Source organism: Clostridium sp. DSM 17811 (assembly GCF_018861905.1).
Taxonomy (GTDB): Bacteria; Bacillota; Clostridia; order Clostridiales; family Clostridiaceae; genus Clostridium_AD; species Clostridium_AD frigoriphilum.
The window spans coordinates 11,150-24,852 of sequence record NZ_JAHLDU010000001.1 but is presented as its reverse complement, the minus strand read 5'-3'; the positions used below and the strand labels follow the sequence as shown (position 1 = coordinate 24,852).

The window sequence follows — 13,703 nt, the reverse complement described above, 5'->3', positions numbered from 1 at the left end:
AGGGTTGCCAATAAAAAAACAAACTAAAATTAATCGGAGGTATATTTATATGAACAAGAAAATTACAAGCACAGCTCTTGCTGCCTTAATGATAGCAGGATCAACATCTTTCTCAGCATTCGCAGCAATGGCTGATGGTACAGTGGTAATAGGAACTAAAGCTTATGACTTAGCTTATGCTAATGACCCAGCTAACGCAACAGAAATCGCTGCTGCAGTAGTTGCAGGTGGAACAGTTTATGTTAAAAATTTCGATGGTAATTGGATAGACAATCTTACAGGCGCATCAATAAATGCAAGCGTTATACCAGCAGTAACTTATACAAATTCTACAGGAACAACTCAAATTGGTGCTGGAGATGCAACTGTTACAGCAGCTACATCAGTAACAACAGCAGCTATTAACGCTAAAAGCTTCAAAGCAACATTTAATGGTACAGTAGCTGATACATCAAAAGTTGTATTTACAGTTAAACAAGGATCAGCTGTAGTTTCAACTATGACAGCTACTTGGAATACTGCTAAAACAGAAGCTACATTAACTAATGCATCAAATTTACCACCATCAGATTATACAGTTAACGTAGTTAATGACGGAAAAGATTTCGGAACATCAACTATAAATGTAGCTTCACAAAAAATTGCTAAAATTGATATAACTTCAACTAAATTAGGACTTGGTAATATACCTAAGGGTGGTACTAGTGCTGATAGAGTTGGATATGCAACTTATCAAGTATTAGATCAATATGGAAATGATATTACAACTTCTTCTCTTGCTAACGGTTTAACATTCCAATCTGGAGTAGGTTCTGCAACAGGAAAAGATGGCGTAATTACAGTAACACCATCTGCAAATATGAATATTTTACAACTTAGTACAGTTGTAATAAGTGCTTATGATACAACAACTGGAGTTAACAAAAGTGCTACATTAGCTGTAACTTCACAAGTTGGTACATTAAGTGACATAAATATTTCAGCAATAACAAATAAAGATGGTAAAGTTTTAACAGCACAAGATACTTCAAGCTTATTCTATCTTACTTATACTGCAACTGATGTAAGTGGTAACCCTACAACAGATTACGATATAGTAAAAAATGGTCTAATATTAATTGACGGTACTGATGAATTAACTGGAACAAATGCTTATATAACAACTAAAGTTGTACATGATCCAATTGATTCAAAGAAAGCAGCTATTCAAGTTCAAGTTAAGAGTGCAACAGATACTAATTCAATAGATATGCCAATAGTAATTAATGCTATGACTTATACAGGAAAATCATCAATACTTAACGTAATAATGAAAAGAGAAGCAAAAGTAGATTCAATACAGTTACAAGTTCCTGCTTATAATATAGCTACTGGAGAAGACAAAATAATTCCATTTGTAGCATTAGATCAAAATGGAAAAGTATTAACAAAATATGCAGATGTAGTTACAAAAGATGTTTCAATTTCAGGTGCATTCTGGTCTAAAGATGCTAATGGAGATGCTGTATTAAGAATTGGAGATCAAGTTGGAGATACAGGTAGAGGTATCGGATATCCAAATGATGGACAAAGAACTATAACAGCTTCAGTAGCATCATCAACAGGTAAATATAGCACTATAACTGTAAATGTTCAGAAAAAAGTTATGGCTGATACATTAACTTTAGATACTTCAAAATATAAGACTATTATGCAAGCTGTACAAGGTACTGATGCAGCAATTCAACGTGTTGATTTTGGATGGGATAAAGAAGGACTTTCTGTTAAAGATCAATATGATAGAGTAATTGATATGACTACAGGTGCTGATAGTAGTAATACAATAAGTCAATATTATGTTAAAGCAGTTTCTTCTGCACCAACAGTTGTTGGCGTTTCTTATCAAGATAAGGACAAAAATGATACAACAGCTACTTCATTAGCTACAGGAAATAAATATCTTGCACTTAAAGCAGGAGTAGCAGGATCAGCAACAATTACATTTGAGTTGTATAACACTGATAGATATAAATCTGATGGTATTACTTTGAGAACTGCAACAGATATAGCTTCACCAGTTGATTCTCAATCACAAACATTCACAGTATTAGATAATAAAGATATCAAAGATTATGTATTGGATGCAGTAACTAAGCCAATATATGCTGATATTGATCATAATACTAAAACAGTTTCTGATAGACAAATAGATTATAAAGCTAACCCAAAAGTTTATGGTACAACTTCAAGCGGATCAAAAGTATTGTTAGCAGGTAACCCAATAATTGCTGCATCTGTTGATAGTAAAGACTTTGTAATTGCAAAAGGACCTGCAGCAACAGGATCTTGCGCTTATGATGCTCTTAAAGTAGTTGCACTAGACTTTGCAGATTCTGCAAAAACTGGATCAAGTACTAAATTAACAGTAAGTATTCAAGGTGCTGATAAAACTATATATGTAAAAACTGCAGATATTACATCTTCAACAGTAGACCCAGTAGCTTCTTCAATATATGCTTCTGTATCTACAGAGGTAAATGGTATTTCAAAAGATAACGATACTATAACTCTTACTCAGTCTGCTGGTAATAGTTATGCAGATATGTTAGGAAACTCTTTATCTCAATACCTTCCAAACGGAGCTAAAGCATCTACACAAAATGTTTATATCGGAGCTAATGATCAATATGGTCAAGATAGTATGGAGTTATCAACTTTCTTAACAGTCAATGATATAACTAAAACTAAATTTGCAACTGGATCAGATTTTAAAGTTGCTCTTGATGGAACAATAACTGGTACTGCACAACCTGGTGATTTCATTACAGTTACTGGTGTTGCTCAAAGTGGACCTAATAAGACAATTAAGATTGTATTCGCTGGTACACCAGTAGTAGATAAAGCATTAACAGATGCAAAAGCAGCAGCAACTGCAGAAACTGGTAAAGTAGTAGCAGCACAAACTGCTTATACAGCAGCAACTGGACTTGCTACAGCTTCAGTTTATACAGATGTAACAAATGCTAAAACTGAATTAGATAAAGCAGTAGCAACAAATGTTACAGCTACTATAACAGCTGCAACAACAACATTAGCAAATGCAAATACAGCATTAACAGCTGCAACTAAAGTATTAACAGATGGAACTAAAGCATTAACAGATGCAAAAGCAGCAGCAACTGCAGAAACTGGTAAAGTAGTAGCAGCACAAACTGCTTATACAGCAGCAAAAGGACTTGCTACAGCTTCAGTTTACACAGATGTAACAAACGCTAAAACTGAATTAGATAAAGCAGTAGCAACAAATGTTACAGCTACTATAACAGATGCAACAACAAAATTAGCAACTGCAAATACAGCATTAACAACTGCAACTAAAGTATTAACAGATACACCAGTAGTAACAAATGATGCTACTTTAAATGCTGGTTATACATTTAACCCAGGATTAGGAATATTAGATGGTAAAGTATCAGGTACTAATCTAACTGGTTTAAAAGTTGTATTAGTTGGAGATACAATGGGAAATGATCTTAAAACTGGAGCAATTGCAGCAGATGGAACATTTACTATCACAGGATTTGGAACTGATTTGTTAGGATCATATTCTTACAAAATAATCGATGCAAGTTCAAAGGTAATTAAAACAGGAGCTGCAGCATCTATAGTTACACAATAGTTAAATAGTTAAATAAATAAGTAAATAAATAAGCATTTTAATATAGTCGTGCGTAACAGTACGACTATATTTAAAATTATAAGTAACTTAAAATGTACACATGATACAATTTATGGTCTGACGAGCATAAATAATAAAGCGGTCTAATCTTAAGGGGGAAATATAATGAAAAGTAACACTTACAAAAAGATAGCAATGGCTTCTTTTGCTTTAGCAATTGCAGCAGGTAGTACAAGCTTAGCTCATGCAGCAACAGGGGACATTATAAATACTACAAATAAAAAAATCTATGCTGTCTCTTCTTCAGAAACTATAAAAGCATTAATTGCAGATTTAAAAGATGCTGGTGGAGATGTATTCCTAATAGAAGACGCTAGTGGAAAATATTTTGATTCAAATGCTAAATTAACTGCACAATCAGCAGAAGTTGCGAAATATCTTTTAGCTGGAAATGTAAGCCTTACTGATCCAACAGCAATTAAAACATATGTTACAGCTAATGCTGCAAGTATAACAGCTGCAGTTAAAGTTGCAACAGATAAAGTTGCTACATCAACAGTGGATATAACTACTTACACACCTCCAGTAATTGTTACAACAGATGCTGAAAAAGCAGCAGCAGTAGATACTACAATAGCAGCTTTACCAGCAGTAGCTGATTTGAAATTAACTGACTCAGCAGCAGTAACAGCAGCAAAAACAGCTTATACAGCATTAACAGATACACAAAAAGCTTTAGTAACAAAGCTTGATACATTAACAGCAGTAGAAGCTCAAATTAAAGTATTAACAGAGGCAGCAGCTCTTCCAGTAGTTTCATCAGTTAGTGCTATTAACGCTACAGCAGCAACAGGTGATTCTTATACATTACCAACAACTGTAAAAGCAACATTATCTGATGGTACAACTAAAGATATAGCTGTAACATGGGACAAGGTAGCTTCTGCAACAGTAGCAGGAAGCTTCACATTTACTGGAACTTTAGCAGCAACTAGTGGTGTAGTAAACACAAACAATGTAACTGTTTCAGCTACATTAACAGTAACTAGTGCAATAAAATCAGAGCTTGCTAAGGTTACTAATGCAGTAGTAACAACAGTACCTTTTGGAACAGCTAACACTCAAGTTGGTGTTGAAGCAGCAATGCTTGTATTAGCTAATCATGCAGTTGACACAGGTTACACTGTATCAATCCAAGCAGATTCAACTTATAGTCCTACATTAAAAGTATGGACAGGTAAGTTCATAGTAACTAATAATACGAATCTTGCGGTTACTACAGACGTAGCAGCTAGATCAATCACAGTGGCTACTTCAGCATCTGCAGCAGGAGCTATTGCACAACTTGCTTTGGTTACTCCAGCAGTAGTAACAACAGTACCTTTTGGAACAGCTAACACTCAAGTTGCTGTTGAAGCAGCAATATTAAAATTAGCTAATGCAGCAGTTGACCCAGCTTATACAGTAACAATTGCAGATGGTTCAACTTATAGCACAGCATCAAAATCATGGATTGGTAAACTTATAGTAACTAATAACACAACAGCTGAAAACACAACTACAGATGCAGGATACAGAACAATTACAGTAGCTACTGCAGCTGATGCAGCAGGATCAGCAACAGAACTTGCTAAGATTACTAATGCAGAAGTAACAACAGTACCTAATGGAACAGCTAACACTCAAATAGCTGTTGAAGCAGCAATGACAACATTAGCTCAAGCAGCAGTTGATCCAACATACCATGTAGCAATCGCAGCAGGTTCAACTTATAGTACAGAATCAAAATCTTGGACTGGTAAGTTTACAGTAAATAACATCGCAACACCTGCAAACACAACTACTGATGCAACATACAGAACAATCACAGTAGCTACTGCAGCATCTTCAGCAGGAGCTATTGCACAACTTGCTTTGGTTACTCCAGCAGTAGTAACAACAGTACCTTTTGGAACAGCTAACACTCAAGTTGCTGTTGAAGCAGCAATATTAAAATTAGCTAATGCAGCAGTTGACCCAGCGTATACAGTAACAATCGCAGATGGTTCAACTTATAGCACAGCATCAAAAACATGGATTGGTAAGCTTATAGTAACTAACAACACAACAGCTGCAAACACAACTACAGATGCAGGATACAGAACAGTCGTAGTAGCTACTGGAGTATCTACAGCAGGATCAACAACAGAGCTTGCTAAGATTACTAATGCAGTAGTAACAACAGTACCTTCTGGAACACTTAACACTAAAATTGCTGTTGAAGCAGCAATAGTGAATTTAGCTAATGCAGCAGTTGACCCAGCTTATACAGTAACAATAGCAGATGGTTCATCTTATAGCACTACTTCAAAATTATGGACTGGTAAGTTAACAGTAACCAATATCATAACTGGTGCAAACACAACTACAGATGCAACATATAGAACAATCACAGTAGCTACTGCAGCATCTGCAGCAGGTTCAGTAATAGAACTTGCTAAGGTTACTAATGCAGTAGTAACAACACTACCTTCTGGAACAGCTAACACTCAGGTCGCTGTTGAAGCAGCAATATTGAAATTAGCTAATGCAGCAGTTGACCAAGCTTATACAGTAACAATAGCAGAAGGTTCAACTTATAGTACAGCATCAAAATCTTGGACTGGTAAGCTTATAGTAACTAACAACACAACAGCTGCAAATGCAACTACAGATGCATACAGAACAATTACTGTAGTTAATGCAGCATCTACAGCAGGAGCTACAGCAGAACTTGCTAAGGTTACTAATGCAGCAATAACAACAGTTCCTTTCGGAACAAATACTACAGGTGCAGGTGCTCAAGCTGCTGTTGAAACAGCAATTACTACATTAGCTCAAGCAAAAGTTGGTTCAGGTTACACAGTTACAATTGCAGCTGGTTCAACTTATAGTACTGTATCAAAAGTATGGACTGGTAAGTTAATAGTAACAAATGATGTAACAAATACAAACACTATTACAGATGCAACATATAGATCTATAACAGTAGCTGTAGCAGTAGATGTAACAGGAGCAACAGCACAACTTGCTAACGTTACAAATGCAGTAGTAACAACAGTACCTTCTGGAACAGCTAACACACAAGCCGATGTTGAATCAGCAATGTTGGCATTAGCCAATGCAGCTGTTGACCCAGCTTACGTTGTAACAATTGCACCAGGTTCAACTTATACTCCTGCATCAAAAGCATGGAGTGGTGAGTTCACTGTAACTAACATTGCAAACCCTGAAATAACTAAGACAGATGCAGCCTATAGGGTTATCGTAGTAGCAACACAAGCCCCATCAACAATCGTATTTGGAAGTGGAGCAACAGTAGCTAAATTAGCAACTGATTCAGCATTTACAAATGCAGCTAGCGGTATTGGAGCTGGAACTATCACTTATTCAAGTGCAACACCAGCAACAGCTACAGTTAATCCAACAACAGGCGAAGTTACAATTTTTGCACCTGGAACAACTGTAATTACAGCTACGAGAGCAGCAACAACTGCTAATACAGCTGTAACAGCAACTTATACAGTAAATGTATCAGCAGCACTAATTGCACCATCAACGATATTAGTTGCTACACCAGCAGTTGATGGAACACCAGCAACTACAATAGCAGCAGGAACAGGTTACACAGGAACAATTAGTTGGACAACACCAGCAACTGGTAACTTTGTAGCAGCAACACCAGCAGCAACAGTTGTATTAACAGCAGATGCTAATCATACATTCACAGGAATAGCAGCAACAGGAGCTATTACAATAGCAGGATCTACTTCAGCAACTTATGTTGTAAGTGGAGCAGGTCACATATTAACAATTACTGTTGGATATGCAGCAATAAGCTAGGTGGCAAGGAGCCTACTTTCAGTCATCTCCTATGCCCCAGTGTAAAAATTTTCAGAGGCAAACGGTGAGCTGGTAAAGGCAACTAAGCAATCAAAACAAATATGAGAGAAGAGCAGTTTTAGAACTGCTCTTCTCAAATTAATTAATCCTAATTTTAGAGAATAACATTTCATAAAAATATATCTCATCGACTTAAAATCATTTCAGTTACAACTTAAGTAAAGTCAGATCTCATCGCTGACTACACCACAAAACATATTGTGGATATAAATTTAATGTTTTAAATAATATGAGTCATTATATCTATTTAGTTAGGTATGATGACTTATGTTATTTTATGATTTGCTTAATTATAAAAATAATTCACTAAACAATACTTCTACAATTACATTTCCATGAACCATACCATATATTCTAATTTCAAGGAACCAAACAAATAATAAACAGTATCTATTAATGATATAAATAATGATATAATAAGTATAAAAACTATCTACACTAGGAGGAAATATTATATGGCACAAGGATATCTTACAACTACAAATTCATTACAATACGATAATACTTTAACTATAGATATATCACAATTCTATACTATGAAAGAGGAGGAGGTAGTAACTATTGATTTTTGTAAAGAAGTAAATGAAAAACAGAGTTTAGAAAATAATATAAATCAAGAAGATAGCATTACAAAAATAGAGAATATATTTTCATTAATGAACAAATACATGGAAGTCAGTAAAAGTAGTAATCTAAAACAGATAGAAGTTAAGCTTATAAAAATACATAATGATAAATTTGGGCAGTTATTAAACAAAGTAGATTATGATTTTAAATCTTTAGACGATAACATGGAAAAATATAAAGAAATTAAAAAGCAAATAGAGAGTCTCCAAAAAAACATAAAATTTGTTTCAAGTAATAGCTTAAAGGATGCCATAATGGGTGAAATAAACGCACTGAGTAACATAAAAAGTTACATAGGAAGTAAACTAATGGAATTATTAAACTGTGATAAGGAGTCATTAGAGCAAGCAGTAAAATCACAATTGCTTATGGACACTAAATAACAGTAACTCGTCAGAAGAAATAGACAATGCAATAATGGAAAATAACGATGTAGATTATATAAATTTAAGGCAAAAAAGAAGAAAAAAAGCACTAGATTTATTTATATATAAAAGCAATAGGAACTATACTACAATAGCAGATGTAAAAAGGGATTTAGATTTAGTACAAGTGCTTACAAAGCAGAGTTTTGCTTCAGATACGATAAAGATTTAAATCAATTACTATGTACAGAAAATATTAAATACTTGCTATAGTGGTGAACTGAAAATGAAATATAAGAGGAGGGATTTGTCATTTCGGTGGCGATTCTCTTCTTTTCTGTTCACTGCAAAAGTATTCTGTTGCTCCTAACTAAATCGCCCTTCCAGTCATATCAACATTTTATGCCACTTTCAACAATCAATTTTTCAAGGCATAATCTAAATAATGCAGTGAAATGGTACAATAACAAAATAATAGAACTAAAGTATTTTTACAAAAAATAGAAATAAGCATATTTTATTCTATAAAAGTTAATAATGTAGAAAAATAAAAACAAAATAGCATTGGAGGTTTTATTATGGCTTTAAAAGGTATGTCTCAAGGTGTAATTGTAAAAATAGGTCCCATTGTAATAAAAGATGCAGCAGAGAAGATCGGTGGTTTGTTTGGAGAAAAGGGAAGGATAATAGGAAAAAAAATAGATGATAAGACTAAATGGTTAACTATTGGAAAATAACAGGATGTAAGTAGGGATAAAAAACGATGGAAATAGGATATATAGTAGGTAGAGATGTTAATATAGTAAAAATATACAAGCTTAAGATGGAGTAAAATCTGTTTTAAGCATTTTTTATACCTGTAACAATGCTAAATTTAACCATATATTATTTCTTTGAATATAAAAAAGTAAAATCAAAGGAGGATATATATGATTAAAATAGCTCATAAAACAGAAACAGAATTAGAAACACTAAGTGGTCTACCAGCAGAGGTAGTAGCCAAAGTAGTAGAGATAGCAACAATTCTAAATGATTGCTATGGGCATACAAGAGATGAATACCTTGACCTGGGTGGCTATATTTTAATTGCTGAGGATGAAAAAGATGTGGAGACAATAAGAAAGAAAATAGATTTAGGTTGTACTTTACCAGAATTCGTGGATAAAATAATCTGCTCCAATGGTGAGATATATACTAATTCCCTTATGATCCTAAGTTCCGATTATAGTATAAGTGTCATTATTCCAAAAGGTCTAACTCCTAAAGAACTGCTAAAGTATATGGATGAATAGTCATGAATGATAATAATACTGAAATACTATCTGAAAAATTAGTATCTAGTTTCTATGAAGCACTACTTGAGAATGGACTAGCACCTAAAACTATTGAAAGCTACGTGGGTGACATTAGAAGCTTCGTCGAATGGCTAGAATCTAAGGGGAACATTTTCACAGGTAAACTAACAAGATTCCATGTTACAGCCTATAAAAATTTTCTTGTACAAAATAACTATGAGATAAACACTATTAATAAGAAAATTAATAGCTTGCAATCATTCAATCAATTCCTAATAGATGAAAAATATCTAACGGAGAAAGTAGTAGACTTATGCAGGGATAAGTTGAAAATAGCTGCAGGAAGTGAAAAAGAGGTAGAAGTATTTACAGATGCAGAGGGAGAAAAGCTACTGTTTTATATTCAATCTGAGGAAGTAACATCAAGGGATAGACTAATTATACTACTGCTACTATATACAGGTGTTCGTGTATCTGAACTAGTAAATATAAAGTTAAAGGATGTAGACCTTCTATCTATGAATCTAACTATTTCCTGGGGAAAGGGAGGAAAAAGAAGAGAAGTTCCTCTTAAGGGAGAAGCCATAGAAGCAATAAAAGAATACCTTGATGGAGAAAGAAAAGACAATAAGTTTGCTCAAAGCGAATACCTAATCCTAACAAACAGAGCAGCCAAAATGGATCGAGATGCTATCAACAAGATCCTAAACAAGCTGGAGAAGAGGCTGGATATAAGACTCTATCCACATAAATTTAGGCATGCATTTTGTACTACACTAATTAAGAAAGGGGTCGAATTGACTACAGTAGCAAAGCTCGCTGGTCATGCAAGTATACAAACCACCGCAAACTTTTATATAAACACATCAAGTAAAGACAAGAGAGATGCTGTGGAACTTCTCTAAGGTATATAGATAATATCTATATATATAAATATTGTAGAATAAAATGTAAAATCATGATAGAATAAAGATGGTATTATATAGAAATAAAGGGGGATATATGATGAAATACATAAAAGATATAAAAATAACAATCATTTCTTTTGTATTAGTAATTGTGACAGCTAGCACTAGTATAGCGAATGCTGCAACAGGGGGGATTATAAACACTACAAATAAGAGGATTTATAATGTTACTTCTTCTAATGATATACAAGCTTTGATTTCAGATTTGAAAGATGGGGGCAATGATGTATTTTTAAAAGAAGACACTTATGGAAAGTACTATAATCCATCTGATAAAGCAGCTGCACAATCAGCAGAAGTTTCTAGATTACTTAAAGCAGGGAGTGTTGATTTTAAAGATCCAACAGCAATTAAAACGTACATTAAAAATAATGCTGCTACAATAGTGGCTGCTATTAAAGTAGAAACTGATAAGGTTCCTACAAAAACAGTGGATACGACTACCTACACAACTCCAGCAGTTACAAACTTAACAGTTAGCTCTGTTAGTACTATTAATATTACAAAACGTACAGGTGATGCTTATACATTACCATTAACAGTACTAGCAACATTATCTAATGGAACAACTAAAAATTTTTATGTAACATGGGATAAGATAGGAAATACAAGTGTAGCAGGGAAATTTATATTCACAGGTACATTAATAATGGTCGATGGAGTAGTAAATACAAACAAAATATATGTAACCACTAAATTAACTGTAGAAGATAAAACAACTCCCGCAATTTCTATAGGGGCAGTTCCTGATATCACTTCAAGTTCTTTTGGTTACAATGTTGCTACAGAAATAGCTAATTCAAAATACAAAGGTAGACTAGCAGGTACTGAAGGATATACTGCATCTGCAAATTACGTATCAAATGTATTTCAATCACTTGGATTAACTGCATCAGGAGATAATAATACTTATCTACAAAGGTATGGTATGAACATCGCAGAGTATGCAAGTATACCAACTCTAAATATTAAAGGTACAGAATTAACTTTTCTAAAAGATTTTAAACTTCACGGAAATACTGGCTCAGGTATAATAAATAGTAATGAGACAGTATTTGTTGGAAATGGTTATGAAGAAAATTACTTAGGCTTAAGTGTCACAGGTAAAACTGTTCTATTCCTAGGCGATATATTACCTAATAAACCTTTAGGAGTATTGGACAGAGCAGTAATTGCTAAAGCTAAAGGAGCGGCATCAGTTTTAATTATACCTAATATGTATATGCCTATATATACATTCGAAAAACCTATAAAATATGAAGGCGTATCTTTTCCTGTCTTCTATTTATCTAAAGACGCTTCTAGTACTTATTTAGAAATAAACACATCTTCAGCTTCAATAGGAGATATATCTAGTGTTAAAGTTGAAGGCAATATTGATTTAACTAAAACGGCTGGTGCAGACTCTTACAATGTTTTAGGAATGATTAAAGGAAATGATCAATCTAAAACTATAGTTGTTAGTGCAAGTCTTGATGGATATGGTTCTTTACCAGATGGAAGAACTGCTAACGGTGCATCTACAAATGCGGCGGCTGTTGGTGATTTATGTGACTTAGCAAAATATTATACAACTACAAAGCCTGAATGTAATATACTATTCGCTGCATTTGGTAGTCAAGCTGAATTAATGGAGGGTTCTCAATACTTTGTTAATAACTATTCAGATATCAGCAATGTAATTGCAAATATTGATGTATATGACATTGGTAATCCTGAAAGTAATACTACAGTATTTAATGCAATTGACAAAAACTATACAGCACTACATAATGCTGTTTCTAAGTCAGGAGAATATGTATTTGATTTGCCATCTGAAGTAAATTATCCTTTTGGTAACAACTATCAGTTCTTTAAAAAGAATATACCTAGTATGTTTATAAGATATGGAGATAATTTAGACTCATTAAATGATAACAACATTCAAATAGATGCAATGGCTAAAGTAAAGACTAATATAATAAATATTATAACAAATCTAGTACCAAAACAAGTAGTAATTGACCCATCACAGCCAGTAAAAGAATATGTAGCTTCAATAGATGAAACTCTTAATGTAGTTGAAACAAAATATGCAAAAGTTTATTATGAAGATAGTTTCCCACAATCAGAAGTAGATAAATTGACAAAAGATGCTGATGCTATTTTTATAAATACTCTATGGTGGAACTTCAACACTATCGTGCCAACAGAAAAAGTTAAAGTATACTGTGTTGATGGATGGGAAGAAGGGCCGCTAGTTATAAATAGAACAGATAAAATAGGAACAGGAGAAAAGAGTGGAGGCTATCAAAGTTTTAAAGATTACAGTTTAAGTATTGTAAGAAATTCTGAAAATACACAAGGTGGCAATTATGACTTAGTAGGTACATTTGCTCATGAACTTAATCATGTAATAGCAAATCATACTTTAACGGCCCATGATAGTGATTCAGATACAGATAATCAGGAGATATCCGGCCATGTATACGCTTTTGCTACAGGTATAAATGCGGATTTGAAATCATATTTTAAAGCAACAGTTCCTCAATTAGCAGTGGGTACAGATGTCTCAAAATTAGATTGGTCTGAATTTACTGCAGATAATAATAAAAACTTAACAACCTCAGCTCAATGGCAAGCACATTATGATAAATTGGCTAGTGTTGAATATTATATTTGGAAGACATATGGCAAAGAAATTTGCAGAGAGATTCAATACGAGTTTTATAATAGCCCTAGACCATCAGTGCAGTCAGTACTTGAAAGCAAATTAGGAAAAGACTTTAATACAATTTTAAAAGAATGGTATGTGTTTTATCAATAGTATAATAGATAATATGGAATCCCTTACATCAATAAAAGATGTAGGGGATTTTCTTATGCCAGT

8 protein-coding genes are annotated in these 13,703 nt (G+C 33.7%); all 8 read left to right on the top strand.

Annotated features, from left to right (window positions below; all coding sequences use genetic code 11):
• Positions 1-49 precede the first annotated feature (49 nt).
• A complete protein-coding gene (locus KPL44_RS00090) occupies positions 50-3,658 on the top strand; it encodes a beta strand repeat-containing protein (protein ID WP_216246305.1) in 3,609 nt (1,202 codons plus the stop codon).
• 165 nt (positions 3,659-3,823) lie between these two features.
• Positions 3,824-7,519 (top strand): beta strand repeat-containing protein, encoded by a 3,696-nt coding sequence (locus tag KPL44_RS00085; protein WP_216246304.1) that lies wholly within the window; start codon positions 3,824-3,826, stop codon positions 7,517-7,519.
• Positions 7,520-8,034: 515 nt separating this feature from the next.
• Complete coding sequence (locus KPL44_RS00080; RefSeq protein ID WP_216246303.1) at positions 8,035-8,589, top strand: hypothetical protein; 555 nt, start codon at positions 8,035-8,037, stop codon at positions 8,587-8,589.
• 34 nt (positions 8,590-8,623) lie between these two features.
• Positions 8,624-8,803, top strand: coding sequence for a hypothetical protein (locus KPL44_RS00075; protein ID WP_216246302.1), 180 nt, complete (start codon positions 8,624-8,626; stop codon positions 8,801-8,803).
• A gap of 346 nt (positions 8,804-9,149) precedes the next feature.
• A complete protein-coding gene (locus KPL44_RS00070; protein WP_216246301.1) occupies positions 9,150-9,308 on the top strand; it encodes a hypothetical protein in 159 nt (52 codons plus the stop codon).
• A gap of 192 nt (positions 9,309-9,500) precedes the next feature.
• Positions 9,501-9,863, top strand: coding sequence for a hypothetical protein (locus KPL44_RS00065; protein ID WP_216246300.1), 363 nt, complete (start codon positions 9,501-9,503; stop codon positions 9,861-9,863).
• 2 nt (positions 9,864-9,865) lie between these two features.
• Positions 9,866-10,771, top strand: a complete 906-nt coding sequence (locus KPL44_RS00060) for a tyrosine-type recombinase/integrase (RefSeq protein WP_216246299.1) — start codon at positions 9,866-9,868, stop codon at positions 10,769-10,771.
• Positions 10,772-10,871: 100 nt separating this feature from the next.
• A complete protein-coding gene (locus KPL44_RS00055; protein ID WP_216246295.1) occupies positions 10,872-13,640 on the top strand; it encodes an Ig-like domain-containing protein in 2,769 nt (922 codons plus the stop codon).
• Positions 13,641-13,703: the final 63 nt, after the last annotated feature.

Excerpts from the sequence above, each read along its gene's own strand:
- KPL44_RS00090 (WP_216246305.1), top strand. The coding sequence starts at position 50 with ATGAACAAGAAAATTACAAGCACAGCTCTTGCTGCCTTAATGATAGCA.
- KPL44_RS00085 (WP_216246304.1), top strand. The coding sequence starts at position 3,824 with ATGAAAAGTAACACTTACAAAAAGATAGCAATGGCTTCTTTTGCTTTA.
- KPL44_RS00080 (WP_216246303.1), top strand. The coding sequence starts at position 8,035 with ATGGCACAAGGATATCTTACAACTACAAATTCATTACAATACGATAAT.
- KPL44_RS00075 (WP_216246302.1), top strand. The coding sequence starts at position 8,624 with ATGGAAAATAACGATGTAGATTATATAAATTTAAGGCAAAAAAGAAGA.
- KPL44_RS00070 (WP_216246301.1), top strand. The coding sequence starts at position 9,150 with ATGGCTTTAAAAGGTATGTCTCAAGGTGTAATTGTAAAAATAGGTCCC.
- KPL44_RS00065 (WP_216246300.1), top strand. The coding sequence starts at position 9,501 with ATGATTAAAATAGCTCATAAAACAGAAACAGAATTAGAAACACTAAGT.
- KPL44_RS00060 (WP_216246299.1), top strand. The coding sequence starts at position 9,866 with ATGAATGATAATAATACTGAAATACTATCTGAAAAATTAGTATCTAGT.
- KPL44_RS00055 (WP_216246295.1), top strand. The coding sequence starts at position 10,872 with ATGAAATACATAAAAGATATAAAAATAACAATCATTTCTTTTGTATTA.